Here is a 16,104-nt window from a genome sequence, read left to right as displayed (position 1 = left end):
TCAAACAGAGGAAATGTTATGAAGTATGAATTCGACCCTAAGGCTTCGCCAGCAGACCAATTAGCCTATGCGCAGAAGTTTTTGGCTGAAAACAATGTGAAATATGTGTTGGCCCAGTTTGTTGATATCCACGGTGTGGCTAAGGTCAAATCTGTGCCAGCAGATCACCTGGAAGACATTATTAAAACCGGTGCTGGTTTTGCTGGTGGTGCTATTTGGGGAATGGGCATTAAACCTAATGGTCCAGATTACATGGCAATGGGCGACTTAAGCACATTGAGTTTATTGCCATGGCAACCTGGTTATGCACGCCTGATCTGTGATGGTCACGTTAACGGCAAACCCTACAGCCATGACAGTCGTGTTGTACTGAAAAAACAAATTTCCCGTCTGACTGAAAAAGGCTGGATTTTATACACCGGTTTAGAGCCTGAATTCTCTTTATTGAAAAAAGATGAGTTCGGTCATCTGCATCCATTTGATCCAACCGATACGCTGCAAAAACCGTGTTATGACTATAAAGGCATCACACGTCAGAGCGGTTTCCTTGAAAAACTGACTGAGTCTTTAATTGATGTCGGTTTAGATATTTACCAAATCGATCATGAAGATGCGAATGGTCAGTTTGAAATTAACTACACCTATGCTGATGCACTGAAGAGTGCGGATGACTATGTGATGTTTAAAATGGCGGCCAGCGAAATTGCTAACGAAATGGGCATGGTATGTTCATTTATGTCTAAGCCATTCAGTAACCGCCCTGGTAACGGCATGCATATGCATATGTCGATTGGCGATGGTGAGAAAAGTTTATTCCATGATGACAGTGATGAAACCGGTCATGGTTTATCGAAACTGGCTTATCACTTTATGGCAGGCATTCTGGCGCATGCCCCTGCATTATCAGCGATTGCCGCGCCTACCGTTAACTCATACAAACGTTTAGTGGTCGGTCGTTCTTTGTCCGGCGCGACTTGGGCACCAGCCTATATTTCATACGGTAATAATAACCGTTCGACCATGGTGCGTATCCCTTATGGTCGTATCGAACTACGCCTGCCAGATGGTACTTGTAACCCATACCTGACGGCAGCAGCAGCGATTGCAGCTGGTTTAGATGGTGTGGAACGTCAACTGGAAGCCGGTCCAGGTTATGACATCAATTTATATGACTTAAGCCCAGAAGAGCTGGAAGAAAAAGGCATTGGCATCTTGCCACAAAATCTTCATGAAGCTTTGACCGCGTTAGAGAAAGATGACGTGATTAAAGGGGCCTTGGGTGAGGAGTTTGTTAAAGAGTTCTTAGAACTCAAACACATGGAATGGGTGGAATACATGCGTCATGTATCTGATTGGGAAATCAATCGTTACGTTGAATTTTATTAAAAGTCCCTAGGGAATGTTGTTAGGAGAATAGTTATGTGTGGAATCGTTGGCCTGTATTTGAAAAACGATAAATACGAAGACCGTCTGGGTGAACTGTTTGCACCAATGTTAATTGCAATGACAGAACGTGGCCCTGATAGTGCTGGGTTTGCTGTTTATGGTGATGAAGTGGATCAAGGGGTGAAGTTAACGCTTCGCAACGAAGATGAGAACTATGATTGGTCAGCACTGGCAAAAGAAATTGAAGCCAAACTGAATACAAAAGTCGACTGGTTCCAAAACAGCAAAGTAGCCGTATTTAAAGTCGATATTGATGCTGAAACAGTTGAGAACTATCTGATGGAAAATCATCAGGACGTACTCATCATGAGTTCAGGTAAGTCTATTGAAATCCTGAAAGAAGTCGGTTTACCAGAGCGTATCGTCAATCTTTTCCATCTGGAAAACATGAAAGGTAGCCACATCATCGGTCACACACGCATGGCGACTGAGTCTGCTGTGACCATGGCGGGTAGCCATCCTTTCTCAACCGGCATGGACTTGTGTCTGGTACATAACGGTTCACTGTCTAACCACAACCGTTTACGTCAGGAACTGAAACGTGAAGGCATTCACTTTGAAACTGAAAACGATTCAGAAGTCGCAGCAGGTTATCTGACCTATCGCTTACAACAAGGCGATAGTCTGAATGAAGCGTTGACGCATGCTTTAGACGATCTGGATGGTTTCTTTACCTTCACTATCGGCACTAAAGATGGCTTTGCTGTGGTGCGTGACCCTATCGCCTGTAAACCTGCAGTGATTGCAGAAACAGATGATTACGTGGCTATGGCCTCTGAATATCAGGCGCTAACAACATTACCTGGCATCGAAAACGCCAAAGTATGGGAACCAGAGCCTTCAAAAGTCTATGTTTGGGAACGTACTACGCACTAAGCAATGGTGTATGAGGAGAATATAAATGAGTACTAAATCTGTAGCAGAATCAGTGACCACATCCGGCAAGCAAACGGTGGATCTGGCACAACAAACAGTTCGTGACTTGAATCAGGCTTTGCATGATCAAAACAAAGAACTGACCATTGCTGAATGGGAAGTATTAAACCCGAAAGGGGAGCATAATCTCGCTGTCGGACTTGATCAGAAGCTTAAAGTCGATATCTATGGCCCGGTTGGTTACTACTGTGCGGGTATGAACAAAGAAGCCGACATCACCGTTCATGGCCATGCTGGTCAAGGCATTGCTGAAAACATGATGTCAGGCAGCGTGCGTGTCAAAGGTAACGCTTCATCAGCAGCCGGTGCGACAGCGCATGGTGGTTTTTTGGTGATTGAAGGTGATGCCGGTTCACGTTGCGGTATCTCGATGAAAGGTATTGATATTGTTGTGAAAGGCAATGTCGGTCATATGAGCTGCTTTATGGGCCAAGCTGGTTCACTAGTGGTGTGTGGTGATGCCGGTGATGCGCTGGGTGACTCGCTCTACGAAGTGCATATCTATGTAAAAGGTTCTGTGAAATCACTGGGTGCTGACTGCATCGAAAAAGAAATGCGTCAGGAACACCTGGATGAACTGTCGGCTTTATTAGAAAAAGCCGGTGTGGATGAAGATCCAAAAGCCTTCAAACGTTATGGTTCAGCTCGTCAGTTGTACAACTTCAAAGTTGATAACGCGAGTGCTTATTAATTGCTGATATTGCGAGGAAATAGAAATGACTGAAAAGAAAAAATACATGACCGTACCGCGCGAGTCAGCGACGTTTGATAAATTGACGATGGCTGAAATCCGTCGCGCTGCTGATACGGGTATCTATGATATCCGCGGTGCCGGTGCCAAACGTAAACTGCCACATTTTGACGATCTGCTTTTCCTGGGCGCGAGTATGTCTCGTTACCCATTAGAAGGGTATCGTGAAAAATGTAATACCTCTGTGACCTTAGGTACCCGTTTTGCGAAAAAGCCAATCACTATTGATACGCCTGTCACGATTGCCGGTATGAGTTTTGGTGCATTGTCAGCTTATGCGAAAGAAGCCTTAGGTCGAGGTGCATCAGCAGTAGGCACGTCTACCACGACAGGTGATGGTGGTATGACGCCAGAAGAACGTGGTCAATCAAGCAAACTGGTTTACCAATACTTGCCATCACGCTATGGCATGAACCCAGACGACTTACGAAAAGCAGATGCGATCGAAGTGGTATTGGGACAAGGCGCAAAACCAGGCGGCGGCGGTATGTTACTCGGCCAAAAGATCACAGAACGTGTTGCCAAAATGCGTACATTGCCAATGGGCGTAGACCAACGTTCAGCGTGTCGTCATCCTGACTGGACGGGGCCTGACGATCTGGAAATCAAGATCAAAGAACTGCGTGAAATCACAGACTGGCAAGTGCCTATCTACATCAAAGTCGGTGCAACACGTACATACTATGATGTGAAGCTGGCGGTGAAAGCCGGTGCTGACGTTATCGTCGTCGACGGTATGCAAGGTGGTACAGCGGCAACGCAAGACGTGTTTATTGAACATGTCGGTATCCCAACCATGGCAGCGATTCCTCAAGCGGTTCAAGCCTTACAAGAAATGGGCATGCACCGTAAGGTTCAGCTGATTGTATCTGGTGGTATTCGTAATGGTGCTGACGTGGCGAAATGTATGGCTTTAGGTGCTGACGCCGTCGCTATCGGTACCGCTGCATTGGTGGCATTGGGTGATAACGATCCTAAATGGGAAGAAGAGTACCAAAAACTGGGCTCAACAGCCGGTTCTTATGATGATTGGCACGAAGGTCGTGATCCCGCTGGTATTTCTACTCAGGATCCAGAGCTCATGAAACGCTTTGATCCCGTTGAAGGTGGTCGTCGTCTAGCTAACTACATTCGTGTTCTGACACTGGAAGCACAAACCCTAGCGCGTGCTTGCGGTAAAAATGACCTGCGTCATTTAGAGCCAGAAGACTTAGTCGCTTTGACAGTGGAATCAGCAGCAATGGCTCGTGTGCCATTAGCTGGTACAAGCTGGATTCCAGGTACACACACATTCTAAACAAATGGTGTAGTGCCATTCAGAGTTAAAAACTGGTGTTACAAAGACAACGTGGCTTAGCGCGATCCTTACCCCGTCAAACTAAGTCACTTGTCTGAGTAACATTGGTTTTTTTTTGAGTAACTCTCTGATGTGTGAAATGTCCTGTGAACAGCAGAACTATCAGGACGCACTCCAATAGGTAACAGGTATAACCCCAAGGTAGTAATCCTTCTTTGGAATTTTTTTACCCCTTGAACTAAGCAATACTGAACCTGAAGTTGGTTTTTAGATGAAACCGTTTCTTCATGGTTATCCTCGGACTCTTTGCGATTTGAGACCTTTGGGTGAATGACTGATGACATTCAGTCATTCACACCATTTTTTCTCTTGATTCGACTGAGTGTGAATCAAAAAAAACAAGGATACATAATGAATCTGCCTCTAACGCATCGACTAGAAGATGTTCAAAATACGCCAGACAAGCGCCAACTCATCATTGATAAAGTCGGTATCAAGTCACTGCGTTATCCGGTTTTATTCCAATCAACAACAGAAACACCGATTCGTGTTGTCGCCGAATTTAATATGTATGTGCATTTAGCGGCCGATGTGAAAGGCACGCATATGTCACGTTTCATCGAATTACTGGAACGCCCTGATTCCGTTTTCAGCCTAAGTAACATGCCTGCGTTTATGACCGATATGCTGGAATTACTGGGTGCCAAACAAGGCCATGTCAGCCTGAGATTCCCTTATTTCATCAGCAAAGCGGCACCTGTATCAGGTGTGAAAAGCTTTATGGATTATGACATCACGCTGACGGCCGATTACAAAGACGAACTGGAACTGACCGTCAAAGCTGAAATCCCCGTGACCAGCCTTTGCCCGTGTTCTAAGAAGATTTCAGACTATGGGGCGCATAACCAACGTTCACTGGTTAGTGTTGAAGCACGCATCAGTGAAAATATGACGCTGGATGCCCTAATTCAACTGATTGAAGAGCAAGCTTCTAGTCAGCTCTATGGCTTGTTGAAACGTCCAGATGAAAAGTATGTCACCGAATTTGCTTACGATAATCCTAAGTTTGTTGAGGATTTAGTCAGAGATATCGCTGTCGCATTAGCTCAGCAAAATGATGTGTCGGGCTTTAGAGTCGAATGCGAAAACTTCGAATCTATTCACAATCATTCTGCCTACGCCGTTATTGACCAGTTATAAGGAGTTTTAGACTCATGCCAGAATCCACGTTGAAATCTTATTCTCAAGTCTCACCGCTCGCGACGACTGAGGAGATTATTGAGGACATTCGACAAGGCAAAATGGTCGTCTTGATGGATGATGAAGACCGTGAGAATGAAGGCGATCTGGTTATGGCGGCCAGTCATGTGACATCAGAAGCCATTAATTTTATGGCGATGCATGCACGTGGTTTAATCTGCCTGACGTTGACTGAACAACGTTGTGAGCAATTAAATTTACCCTTAATGGTTAAGCAAAATAAAGCGGGGTTTGAAACCAACTTCACGTTGTCGATTGAAGCAGCTGAGGGCGTGACGACGGGTATTTCAACACAAGACCGAGCTGTGACTATTCAAGCTGCGGTAGCGGCTAATGCGACCGCTGATGATATCGTCAGTCCTGGTCATATTTTCCCTGTGATGGCGCGAAGCGGCGGCGTGTTAACACGTGCAGGGCATACTGAAGCAGGGTGTGACTTAGCCGCGATGGCAGGTGAAGAACCCGCTGCGGTTATCTGCGAAATCATGAATGACGATGGCACCATGGCTCGTTTACCTGACCTGATTGAGTTTGCTAAACAACATGATTTAAAGGTTGGCACCATTGCTGATCTTATCGAGTATCGTCATCAGCATGAGCAAAATGTGGTTCGTCTGAGCGAGCGTGATATGCATACCATGCTTGGTTCATTCCGTCGTCATGATTATCTGGACAAAACAACAGGCATGAAACATCTGGCACTGGTTTACGGCACACCTGTCGCTGGTGAAGAAACCTTAGTTAGAGTTCACGCGCCGTTTAACACAATGGATCTACTGGATGATGACCGTCATGGTCACACTTGGAGCGTGGCGGAAGCCATGCAGCATATTCAACAAGAGGGCGCAGGTGTTCTTGTGTTACTTCATGGTGATGAAGGTGAATGGGAGCGACTGATTCAGTCTGACCGAAATTATGCTGAAGAGTATGTGCTTAAACACTATGGCGTCGGTGCTCAGATATTAAGAGATTTAGGTGTCACAGAAATGCGCCTGATGACATGGCCAAGAAAATTACCTTCGATGAGTGGTTTTGGCTTGAGCGTGACTGATTATGTGTTGCCTGAAGATCTTGCTGAAAAATTAGCGACATCAGCCGCCGTCTGATGTCGGTGACAGCATCAACTTCATAATTTTAAATTTACGAATGAAATACAAGGGCTGTTTATGGCTTGGCTAGCATTAGTAGTTGCGGGATTACTGGAAGTCGTCTGGGCGGCGGGATTGAAATACTCAGAAGGTCTGACCAAGTTAGGCCCCAGTCTGCTGGCGCTCGTTACCGTTGCTTTGAGTCTGTGGTTATTGGGTGTGGCCATGAAAACACTACCACTAGGCACTGCCTATGGCGTTTGGGTCGGCATCGGTGCGATTGGTACCGTGATTTTCGGTATTGTGTTTTTATCAGAGCCAGCCACGATAGCGCGTATATTCAGTATCTTATTAATTCTATCGGGCATCATTGGGCTAAAAATCTCTCACTAAAATAAGCCAATGGCCTTTTCCGACTTACATCTGTGTATTGCTGGGGGAATTCTGTCTGTTGTAGGTTCAACACAGTCTTGAACCCGCTAAGGCAACAAAACAGCAATCAGTGTGAGGCCGCGAGTTTAGTCTTTATTATCACGCTTATCGGCTACCACTTCATCATAGAACAGTGGTGCGATAAATGTATTGTCGATGTGCCCAAAAGCTGTTTTCCAATCCGGAGTATTAAAGGCTTTAACATGCCGTGCATGAGCGATCTGTAACTCTTTTCGACATAAAGCTACTTATCCAGTTTACCTATCCCTTGATTTCGCTGATTTCTAAGTACACCTATAAAAGCAATATATAAGTTTCTTTTCGTAATAAAAACACGTTCAATTTAAAAAGAAACATATATATTGCTAATGTATAAAAAAGAAACTAGTATGTTTCCTATAAATGAATAGCAATATATATGTTTCATTATGAATTCACTACTCGACCAGATAAAAAAACGCCGTATTGCATTGGAACTCAAGCAGCACGATATGATGCTGCGCGTTGGTATATCGCGCCAGCAATATCAGCGACTGGAATCCAAAGGCAATCCACGCCTTGATACACTTGAACTTATTGCCAAGGGGCTTAAAAGTGAATTACTGCTGATACCACAGGAAAAACTACAAGATGTGCTGGCGGTATTGGCTGACGATAAGTCGGTATCAACTAAACCAAATACGACGGGCAAAGAAAAAAGTAGCTCATTGGCTGATGATCCATGGCAGGGATTGCTGGGAGAAAATGAATGAGCACAGACAGCAATGATGAAGTAAACGTATTACAACTCTCCATCCACGGTGTATTGGTCGGCTATCTCGCTGGATTTAAGAATGGCCGCAATGTATTGAGCATTGCAGACTCATTTAAAAATGATCCTGAGCGCCCAACATTCAGCCTCATCACTCACCCTTCATTTCCTAAAGCGGCCGAAATCATGGCCGAGCCATGGGCTAGGAATCAACGGTTACATCCTGTGCTTTCAAACCTGCTGCCAGAAGGCTCTTTACGCGAGCTAATCGCACAAAGCTTGAAGGTGCACGTTGATAATGAATTTCACATTCTCTCTTACCTTGGTGAAGACTTACCGGGTGCTATCGAAGCCACGACGATGGATCCCGAAGATGTGCCTGGTTACATCCTCAGGGCTCACGGAGAGGCTAGGGCGGTTAAGTTCGATAAAGTGACCCAAGACAACAAGTTTTCCTTAGCTGGCGTGCAAATGAAATTTTCTATGAAGGAAAAAGATGGGCGCTATAACTTATCGAAGGGCAATGTGCTGGGTGACTGGATTATCAAAACACCCTCAACCAAGCACAAGTTTGTGCCACTGAATGAATATACTGCCATGTCACTGGCGGGGATGGTCGGCATTGATATTCCTGAGATCAAACTTGTTGACCTGGATAAGCTAGATAATCTACCACAAATTAACTTACCCGATGAAAAGCAAGCCTTTGCCATAAAGCGATTTGATCGTGACAATGACCAGCGTATTCACATGGAAGACTTTGCACAAATTCTGGTGAAGTATCCGCACGAAAAATACACTTCAGCCAATTATGAGAATATCGGCAAAGTCATTTATGACTTTTCTGGCGACGGCCTTGCGGACGCACAACAGTTCGCAAGACGATTACTGGTGAATATTCTTTTAGCTAATGGCGATGCCCACATAAAAAACTGGAGCTTTTTGTATCCTGATAAGGTGACGCCGCGATTGTCTCCTGCATACGATATCGTCACAACGAGTGTGTATATTGAAAATGAAACCAAGTATGCGCTTAACCTCGGTAAAACCAAAGAATGGTATACCGTCACGATGGATCATTTTCAATCATGGGCAGAGAAATCTGGCATTCCATGGCGAGCGATTAAACCTCATTTAGATGACACAATGGCAAAAGCTAGAGAGCTATGGCCTGAAGCACTGAAAACACAAGTAATGGACGAAGCACACAAAGAAGGCCTTAGAACGCACTGGGCCAGGCTTCAGAAGGATTTTAAGATTGAAGCCAAACAGTGACGGTTTCTTGATTCACTACTTAGTTCAATGAAGGCTCTCAGCTTTGTAATTATCAAGTTTGCTGACCCCTTGATTCTTCTTGATTCCTTTGGAAACAAGTTAACAAAAGCTCGGCACTATTTTTCCCGCCTAGTTCAATTTTTTTGCCTTATAACTTCAAGCTTTGAAATTAATTTATCTTATAGTCAATATGTTATGGTTGCCGAAAATGAATTATGAGGCCATCAGTTTAATATTTATTATGAGGCCAGTGGCCTTATAAAAAACACTGTTATGTCGAAGAAACCACATGAATACATCACTTGAAGACTTCTTTATAGTTCGTGAACAACAGCTGTTTCGAATTAGAAATGGTAAAGAAAAATTAATGTGTATAGCTTATCCAGAGCTTGTAGATATTACTAATGAAGGCAATAAATCTTCTCCTATAGCCATTTATCATTTTCATATTCACTCAAACACAGACTCAAACTTCGTGAGCATCTCTCTTCCTGGAAATAAGCTGGCAACTAAAACCGCCTTGTCTAACCTCATGGCCAGTAAAATTCCATTTGCCAAATTTTGGGGCAATCAAAATGATTTTGATAATTTTTTAAGGCAATCTTTTAGTGAATGCTTTTCAAAAAATAAAGTCACATAACAAAAAAATTAAGTTTGCTCACTATCGTTCGCGGGACTGCGATATCGCGCAGCCCATTATTTAGGCCTTATGAGTAGTTACACCATTGATAAATAGTTTGCTATCACGATCTGCTGAACTCGAAAGCAGACTCTTGGAGTTTTTCGCGCTCGCTCCTTTTAATGATTCGAAAAGAGTCATGGCTAGTAGAGTCATGTGTAGTATTGCATTCGAGCATGCTGAAAGCGCGAAGATGCTGATTTCGGGTGGCAATCTCACCTCCGCGACGGGACTTGTTCGTCTTCAGTATGAGGCTTTGGTCAGGGCAATGTGGCTTCTCTACGCGGCTCCCGACGCCGCCGTTTCTATGTTGACCAGTGAGCTGACACAAGAGGCAGCAAATAAAGCGAATAGGCTTCCGATGCTCAGCGTAATGCTCGAGAAATTACAGGGTAAAGCACCCCAGGAGCTGGTGAATATGCTGCTGGAATTTAAAGAGCACTCTTGGAAGCCTCTAAGTTCGTTCATCCACGGCGGTATTCATGCAATCCACCGCCACAGTAAAGGCTATCCACTTCCTTTACTCGAGCAGATGGTCCGAATATCCAATGGTGTGTCAGTAATGGTAGGAATGCTATTGGTCATATTGCATGGAGGTGGTGCGCAGCGCGGCAAAATGCCACTTATTCAAAGAGAATTTGCTGACTGTCTACCTGACACCAAGTCGCAAATCTGATAACAAGGTGGTCAACGGGATGCCAACTACGCTGCGCTCCGTCGTAGCCCCTTACCTAAATCGTTAGGCACAAATATTAATATCCATATTAAATGGCTTCTCATATTTAGGCTGAACGCAATTTTAGGTTTTGTGTTGAGTGTGAAACCATTTGATTGCTGACTTAGACTGGTTGCCAACATCATGTCGGGTAGGGCAATCTGGCAAGCCTAATAGGCGCTATTTATTACTGTGAAGCGCCGAAGATTTCCAGCTAAATTCTATATACGGCAGGAATAAAACATGTACGAAGTATGGTGACGCATAGCTTTAAGATTGAAGAAGCATTGCGCATAGACTTTGAATAGCGTTATTTTATCCAGCATCGAGAGGGTATTTGATTGCCCCAATGCGATTTATTTACATGAGGAAACAGATTTGGCAGATATACATGGGGCAGGTGTTCGTGACGATATTGACGGCAATGGCTTTCGAGTAGGTATCGTTGTCTCGCGGTTTAACTCTGAGATTTGCACGGCACTGTTAAATGCCTGTGTTGACCAGTTAAAAGCCAGCAACGTTCAGGAACGGGACATTCAGGTATTGTCTGTGCCGGGTGCATTGGAAATTCCGATGGTTTTACATGAACTGGCATTAAAAGGTAATTGTGATGGTCTGGTCGCATTAGGCTGCATCATTCGTGGTGAAACCTATCATTTTGAGATTGTGGCCAATGAGTCAGCACGTGCCTGTACTGATATTCAGATTGGCACAGGAATTCCGCTGGCCAATGCGATTCTGACCACAGAAGATGAGCAACAAGCAAAAGATCGCATGATTATCAAAGGCCGTGAAGCGGCATTAGTGATTATTGAGATGATTCAGACACTAAAGTCTTTGCACGCAGAGTAAATTTTTCTTAATTATTTTCTTTCTTATCAATGGATTATAAAAGGTAGAGCATAAAAAATCAGATGGTTTTTACCCATTAAGGAGTACTCCATCATGAGAATTTTTATATGCGGCTGATTTCGGTAAGTTTTTTACATTGAATTCGTTCTATGTAACCGGAGTTAGACCATGAATAATCCACTGCCCAAAGAAACTACCACACGGAACTCAGTACTCAATGTTCGCCATAAAGAACTTGGGTCAACACTGGATGGCGAAACATGGAATGGCATGCCCATTCCATGGAGCTACCATTCGGATGTGAATGATGAGGTTGTTGCGGTCCGTACCCGGGCAGGTCTTTATGATGTGTCTGGTCTCAATATTGTTAATGTATCTGGGCCAGCCGCATTAAAAATTATCGACAAGCTGGTGACGATTGATGTCACTAAGCTCGAACCAGGTACTTCCCGACTTGCCGGTGAAGTTAATGAAGAAGGTGCGCTGGTCGATGACATCATGGTCATTTGTGATGATAAAGAACATTACCGTTTATCTCATGGCAGTGGCGCCACACAACAAACCTTAGCCGAACTCGCTAAAGGTGAGGATGTCACAGTTGAACAGGATTATGATGTTCATATCCTGTCGCTGCAGGGCCCTCGTTCTATCGATATTCTGGATCCGGAACTGGATTTCGACCTCGCCGGATTACCTTATTTCAAACATATCAAGACGACCTTATTCGGTCGTGAAGTGATCCTCGCTCGCGGTGGTTATTCCGGTGAACGCGGCTACGAAGTCTATTGTTCCGCGGCTGATGCTGTGTACCTGTGGGACATGATTCTGGAAAAAGGTCAGCCCTATGGCTGCATCCCGGCATCATGGGACTCACTGGATCTGACACGCGTTGAAGCAGCCTTACTTTTCTTCCCATTTGATATGCCTGAAGGCGATACCACACCGTGGGAAGTCAATATGGACTGGTGTGTTGATGAAGATAAACCCGGTGATTACATCGGTAAAGAAGCGGTGCTGAAGTTAAAAGGCAGAGAACGCTTTAAACAAATTGGTCTGGAATGTCGCTCAAAGCAAGCGGTAGAGGTCGGTTCTAAATTATTCATTGATGGCAAAGAAGTCGGTGTGGTGACCAGCTCCAGCTACAGCCAATATCTGATGAAGTCACTGGCGATGGCACATATCAAACCGGAATACAGTCAACTTGGCACCACAGTAACAGTGGCCGACGGTGACGAGGTCAAAGCGACCATCGTCAAGATGCCTTTTTATGATCCTATGCGTGTTCGCACTCACCCTGAGTAAATTGAGGAATAGATGATGGAAAAAGGTTACTCAATTACAACCAAACCTATTTACGGCACCTTGGTCTGGCAAAAAAAAGCGACACATCATGTGGTGATCGTTGGCGGTGAAGGTGGTGGTAAAGCCTTGCTGAAGTTATTCCAGCAAATGGTGCCAAAACAACCTTTATCAGTGTTTTATCTGGCTGATGATGCAGCAAGTAACAAGTATGTGAGCATCGTTGAAGAGATGTCAGGTGAGTCAATTACTGTCTGCGACTCACAGGAATCCTTAACAGCGGCGATGAAGACTGAGCTGGACAATTGCTATATGGGCACACAGTTCTACGTTGCTGGTGAAGAAAAACTGATTTGGCCAGTCGCCAAGTTGCTGACTGAATATGGCGTCGATGACCGGAATATTTTTAAAGAACAGACAGGTTCTTTAGCTAGACGCGTGTTCTGCGTGCATTGCGAAACGATTAACGAGGACGTTCACCACAACATCCATCAATGTGTGAACTGTGGCCTGAATTTATTCGTTCGTGATCATTTCTCCCGTCATTGGGGTGCCTATATGGGCTTTATGGTCGATGGTGAAACACCCGGCGAGATTCCACCAGCACAGGAGGTTTACCCATGAGTGCTTTAAAAGTCAAAGTCACTTCCGTTGAGCAAGTGGCTGAACAAATCAAACATTTTACGATGGTAGCCGAAGATGGCAGCCCACTGCCTTATTTCTCTGGCGGCAGCCATGTGGTTGTATCGATGGATATCGATGGCCGGACCCATCGTAATGCCTATTCCTTAATGGGCCCTACCAACGATAACAGTGCCTACCAGATTGCGGTGCGTAAGCAGGAAAAATCACGTGGTGGTTCAGTGTTTATGCATGAGAAAGTGGAACCAGGCACCTTATTAGAAATATCGATGCCTACCAATTTATTCTCGATTCATCGTCTGGCGAAAAAACACATTCTGGTGGCCGGTGGTATTGGTATTACGCCTTTCTTGTCACAGATTACCGATTTAAATCGTCTCGGTCATGACTACGAATTACATTATGCTTATCGCAGTGCTGAACATGCGGCTTTCCGCAAAGAAATTGAAGCCTTATGCGGTGATAAAGCGTTTTTCTATCCTGAAAATGAAACCGGCCGACTCAATATCACTGAATTATTGAGCAAACAGCCACTGGGTTCGCATGTGTATGTGTGCGGTCCGGATCCAATGGTAAACGGTTTGGAACTGATCGCTTCCGAGCTGGGCTGGCCAGAAACGTCTGTACATAGTGAGAAGTTTTTAGCACCAGCGAGTGGTGCGCCATTCACTGTCAGCTTATTGCAATCCAATACCGAGGTCGTTGTGCCTAGTGACCTCAGCATGCTTGAAGCGCTGGAGGAAGCGGGTATCGATGCGCCTTATATGTGCCGTGGCGGTGCCTGTGGTCGTTGTGAGGTGGAAGTCGTCGAATGTGACGGTGACTTAGTTCATCACGATGAATATCTGTCCGACGCTGAGCGTGTCGCCGCTAAGAAAATTTTACCTTGTGTCTCGCGTGCCAACTGTACACGCATGGTCATCAATTTGTGAGGAATAAACGATGAATATGGCATTTAATGAAGAAACATTCCGTGGTGATTTCACGTTTAGAAACTCGCCGGAATCAGTACGCCGTTTTCCTTACCCGTTTGAAGAAGACGAGTATATGTATAGCGTCAACATTGAGCAGCACACCCCAGGTGCGCCTGGCTCTGTGTTTGAACACCCGATTGATGTCGACGAACACTATGTGGCCGAATGTAAAGAGCGCGCCATTGTATTAAGTGAAGACCACACACGCTGTGTCGCTTTGCCGCATATGATGGATGCTCAATGGGACACACTGGAATTAGTGATGACATCGCTTTCTGAAAGTTATCCGTCTGAGATTCAGTTAACCATTGATGGTGATAACTGGCACTGGGTCAATAAACCACTGGGTATTGAAGATCGCTTTGTGTTTGGTGACGTATCCACCTTACCGATGGAGCCGTTCGAATACGTGATGCGTCAGGTTCAGGGTGACTGGGTCATCATGGATCAACGTGATAATGATCTCTATGCCGATCTCGGCATGGTAACTGGACAGGCGGATTGGTCGGTCGCATTTGATGCAGGAATGTCATTTAAAGAATGGCACGCACCGGTGCCTCATGCGCCTGAAATGGGCATTTTTGATCGTGCTCTGAAATACCTCTTACATCTGCAATACGGTAGCCCGGTTCGTCGGACTAACTGGCGTATGTGTGTTAATCCTCGACTGGATACGTCTTCTGAAACCTATGATGTCTGGGGCACGGATAACGTGTCGGCCACCAAAGAAAATGCCGGCGACAAAGTCTTTTTACGGGTAGAACTGCAAGCCTTGTTCAGACTGCCACGCAGTAATGCGATTGCCTTCAGCATCCGTACATATATGGTGAGTTTGGCAGACTTAGCAACCTATCCACGTTGGGCAAGACGTTTAAACCGCGTATTACGAAGCCTGCATCCGGATCTGGCGGAATACAAAGGCTTGAATAGCTTTAAACAACCGGTACTGGATTGGCTGGAACCATTGGATGATGGCGCCTTTTTGGAAAAAGGTGTTCATCCGGAATAACCCATAGTTTGGTGTCATCATTTATTACTTGTTTCATAAGCGGCAGCAGAGAATCATGGACGACTCTCTGTTATTGCTTTGAAGATATATGGACCAGACCAGCTATTATGGCTTGATAGTATTCACTTCTGCTGACATCCACACCTTTTATCAATAGCTGGCTCTGTCAAAGTTTATTACACTGTTTTTAGTGCATTTTTTTATATTGCCTGTACGCCACAGGTTTAGATGCAAAAAATCAAAAGTTCTCTCTGGCACGTGATCAACAAATTCCTGATCTGAATATAAAAGTCTATTCAGCGTTTTCTGTTTCAATGACCCAATCCCGTTCACCTGTTGGGCAGCAACGTGGTTCATCCGGTTTATGCATGGTGGTGGTGAGTGTAATCTGTCCTGGTGTTATCACGACATTACGTGGATTACCACCAAACACATTATCAACACTCCGATAATAGCTGAGCTGACCATTTTCATAACGGAATAAGGCGACATCAAGGAAATCACTATTACCGCCACTGGGATAGAGAATCCAGGCGAGCGCGTCATCCATACCATCCCCAGTAAAGTCACCATAAAATACTTGTACGGGTTCGTAGACATTATGACCATGCTTTTCATGTGCCCAGGCGATAATGGCAGAGTCGGAATGAGATTGGATATTGTGATTAGCTGAGTTTTCAGCATATACCACTGACATC

General features: G+C 44.9%; 17 protein-coding genes. 16 read left to right on the top strand and 1 reads right to left on the bottom strand.

Annotated features, from left to right (window positions below):
- Positions 1 to 18 precede the first annotated feature (18 nt).
- The 16 genes from glnT to QQL60_RS09210 all read left to right on the top strand — a co-directional run bounded on the left by glnT (position 19) and on the right by QQL60_RS09210 (position 15,406).
- Positions 19 to 1,386: a type III glutamate--ammonia ligase gene (gene glnT / locus QQL60_RS09285; RefSeq protein WP_284723143.1), complete on the top strand. Its 1,368-nt coding sequence runs from the start codon at positions 19 to 21 to the stop codon at positions 1,384 to 1,386.
- A gap of 33 nt (positions 1,387 to 1,419) precedes the next feature.
- The gene (locus QQL60_RS09280) at positions 1,420 to 2,322 is read left to right on the top strand and encodes a class II glutamine amidotransferase (protein ID WP_284723142.1); all 903 of its coding nucleotides are present in this window, start codon (positions 1,420 to 1,422) and stop codon (positions 2,320 to 2,322) included.
- 25 nt (positions 2,323 to 2,347) lie between these two features.
- The gene (locus QQL60_RS09275; protein WP_284723141.1) at positions 2,348 to 3,073 is read left to right on the top strand and encodes a GltB/FmdC/FwdC-like GXGXG domain-containing protein; all 726 of its coding nucleotides are present in this window, start codon (positions 2,348 to 2,350) and stop codon (positions 3,071 to 3,073) included.
- A 25-nt stretch (positions 3,074 to 3,098) separates the two neighbouring features.
- Entirely contained in the window at positions 3,099 to 4,430 is a 1,332-nt protein-coding gene (locus QQL60_RS09270) for an FMN-binding glutamate synthase family protein (protein ID WP_007146751.1), read from the top strand.
- Between the two features lie 411 nt (positions 4,431 to 4,841).
- Complete coding sequence (gene folE2, locus QQL60_RS09265; protein ID WP_284723140.1) at positions 4,842 to 5,630, top strand: GTP cyclohydrolase FolE2; 789 nt, start codon at positions 4,842 to 4,844, stop codon at positions 5,628 to 5,630.
- A 14-nt stretch (positions 5,631 to 5,644) separates the two neighbouring features.
- The gene (ribBA, locus tag QQL60_RS09260) at positions 5,645 to 6,796 is read left to right on the top strand and encodes a bifunctional 3,4-dihydroxy-2-butanone-4-phosphate synthase/GTP cyclohydrolase II (RefSeq protein ID WP_284723139.1); all 1,152 of its coding nucleotides are present in this window, start codon (positions 5,645 to 5,647) and stop codon (positions 6,794 to 6,796) included.
- 60 nt (positions 6,797 to 6,856) lie between these two features.
- Positions 6,857 to 7,171 (top strand): quaternary ammonium compound efflux SMR transporter SugE, encoded by a 315-nt coding sequence (gene sugE, locus QQL60_RS09255; RefSeq protein WP_273179659.1) that lies wholly within the window; start codon positions 6,857 to 6,859, stop codon positions 7,169 to 7,171.
- Positions 7,172 to 7,638: 467 nt separating this feature from the next.
- Entirely contained in the window at positions 7,639 to 7,962 is a 324-nt protein-coding gene (locus QQL60_RS09250) for a helix-turn-helix transcriptional regulator (protein ID WP_284723138.1), read from the top strand.
- Complete coding sequence (locus QQL60_RS09245) at positions 7,959 to 9,236, top strand: type II toxin-antitoxin system HipA family toxin (protein WP_284723137.1); 1,278 nt, start codon at positions 7,959 to 7,961, stop codon at positions 9,234 to 9,236. Before QQL60_RS09250 ends, QQL60_RS09245 begins: the two co-directional genes overlap by 4 nt.
- A gap of 289 nt (positions 9,237 to 9,525) precedes the next feature.
- Positions 9,526 to 9,876 (top strand): hypothetical protein, encoded by a 351-nt coding sequence (locus tag QQL60_RS09240; RefSeq protein ID WP_284723136.1) that lies wholly within the window; start codon positions 9,526 to 9,528, stop codon positions 9,874 to 9,876.
- Between the two features lie 178 nt (positions 9,877 to 10,054).
- On the top strand, positions 10,055 to 10,591 hold the full coding sequence (locus QQL60_RS09235; protein ID WP_284723135.1) for a DUF6988 family protein: 537 nt from the start codon (positions 10,055 to 10,057) through the stop codon (positions 10,589 to 10,591).
- 417 nt (positions 10,592 to 11,008) lie between these two features.
- Positions 11,009 to 11,482, top strand: a complete 474-nt coding sequence (gene ribH, locus QQL60_RS09230; protein ID WP_007146729.1) for a 6,7-dimethyl-8-ribityllumazine synthase — start codon at positions 11,009 to 11,011, stop codon at positions 11,480 to 11,482.
- A gap of 168 nt (positions 11,483 to 11,650) precedes the next feature.
- Positions 11,651 to 12,784 carry an aminomethyl transferase family protein gene (locus QQL60_RS09225; RefSeq protein WP_273179683.1) on the top strand — a complete coding sequence of 378 codons (1,134 nt, stop codon included), beginning with the start codon at positions 11,651 to 11,653 and terminating at the stop codon, positions 12,782 to 12,784.
- A gap of 12 nt (positions 12,785 to 12,796) precedes the next feature.
- Complete coding sequence (locus QQL60_RS09220; RefSeq protein ID WP_284723134.1) at positions 12,797 to 13,405, top strand: dimethylamine monooxygenase subunit DmmA family protein; 609 nt, start codon at positions 12,797 to 12,799, stop codon at positions 13,403 to 13,405.
- Positions 13,402 to 14,355, top strand: coding sequence for a PDR/VanB family oxidoreductase (locus tag QQL60_RS09215; RefSeq protein WP_007146726.1), 954 nt, complete (start codon positions 13,402 to 13,404; stop codon positions 14,353 to 14,355). Before QQL60_RS09220 ends, QQL60_RS09215 begins: the two co-directional genes overlap by 4 nt.
- Before the next feature lie 10 nt (positions 14,356 to 14,365).
- Complete coding sequence (locus QQL60_RS09210; protein WP_284723133.1) at positions 14,366 to 15,406, top strand: heme-dependent oxidative N-demethylase family protein; 1,041 nt, start codon at positions 14,366 to 14,368, stop codon at positions 15,404 to 15,406.
- A 292-nt stretch (positions 15,407 to 15,698) separates the two neighbouring features.
- Here QQL60_RS09210 and QQL60_RS09205 read toward each other — a convergent pair whose 3' ends face one another.
- A complete protein-coding gene (locus QQL60_RS09205) occupies positions 15,699 to 16,103 on the bottom strand; it encodes a hypothetical protein (RefSeq protein ID WP_284723132.1) in 405 nt (134 codons plus the stop codon).
- Between the last annotated feature and the right edge of the window lies 1 nt (position 16,104).

This window comes from Methylophaga thalassica, from assembly GCF_030159795.1.
Taxonomy (GTDB): Bacteria; Pseudomonadota; Gammaproteobacteria; order Nitrosococcales; family Methylophagaceae; genus Methylophaga; species Methylophaga thalassica.
Note: the sequence above shows the minus strand (reverse complement) of the source record. Positions and strands in the feature narration are given on the sequence as shown.

What these genes read in the sequence shown, in the direction of transcription:
- glnT (WP_284723143.1), top strand. Translation starts at nt 19, where the DNA reads ATGAAGTATGAATTCGACCCTAAGGCTTCGCCAGCAGACCAATTAGCC.
- sugE (WP_273179659.1), top strand. Translation starts at nt 6,857, where the DNA reads ATGGCTTGGCTAGCATTAGTAGTTGCGGGATTACTGGAAGTCGTCTGG.
- QQL60_RS09210 (WP_284723133.1), top strand. Translation starts at nt 14,366, where the DNA reads ATGAATATGGCATTTAATGAAGAAACATTCCGTGGTGATTTCACGTTT.
- QQL60_RS09280 (WP_284723142.1), top strand. Translation starts at nt 1,420, where the DNA reads ATGTGTGGAATCGTTGGCCTGTATTTGAAAAACGATAAATACGAAGAC.
- QQL60_RS09235 (WP_284723135.1), top strand. Translation starts at nt 10,055, where the DNA reads ATGGCTAGTAGAGTCATGTGTAGTATTGCATTCGAGCATGCTGAAAGC.
- QQL60_RS09240 (WP_284723136.1), top strand. Translation starts at nt 9,526, where the DNA reads ATGAATACATCACTTGAAGACTTCTTTATAGTTCGTGAACAACAGCTG.
- QQL60_RS09245 (WP_284723137.1), top strand. Translation starts at nt 7,959, where the DNA reads ATGAGCACAGACAGCAATGATGAAGTAAACGTATTACAACTCTCCATC.
- QQL60_RS09205 (WP_284723132.1), bottom strand. Translation starts at nt 16,103, where the DNA reads ATGTCAGTGGTATATGCTGAAAACTCAGCTAATCACAATATCCAATCT.
- QQL60_RS09270 (WP_007146751.1), top strand. Translation starts at nt 3,099, where the DNA reads ATGACTGAAAAGAAAAAATACATGACCGTACCGCGCGAGTCAGCGACG.
- QQL60_RS09215 (WP_007146726.1), top strand. Translation starts at nt 13,402, where the DNA reads ATGAGTGCTTTAAAAGTCAAAGTCACTTCCGTTGAGCAAGTGGCTGAA.
- QQL60_RS09225 (WP_273179683.1), top strand. Translation starts at nt 11,651, where the DNA reads ATGAATAATCCACTGCCCAAAGAAACTACCACACGGAACTCAGTACTC.
- ribBA (WP_284723139.1), top strand. Translation starts at nt 5,645, where the DNA reads ATGCCAGAATCCACGTTGAAATCTTATTCTCAAGTCTCACCGCTCGCG.
- QQL60_RS09220 (WP_284723134.1), top strand. Translation starts at nt 12,797, where the DNA reads ATGATGGAAAAAGGTTACTCAATTACAACCAAACCTATTTACGGCACC.
- folE2 (WP_284723140.1), top strand. Translation starts at nt 4,842, where the DNA reads ATGAATCTGCCTCTAACGCATCGACTAGAAGATGTTCAAAATACGCCA.
- QQL60_RS09275 (WP_284723141.1), top strand. Translation starts at nt 2,348, where the DNA reads ATGAGTACTAAATCTGTAGCAGAATCAGTGACCACATCCGGCAAGCAA.
- QQL60_RS09250 (WP_284723138.1), top strand. Translation starts at nt 7,639, where the DNA reads ATGAATTCACTACTCGACCAGATAAAAAAACGCCGTATTGCATTGGAA.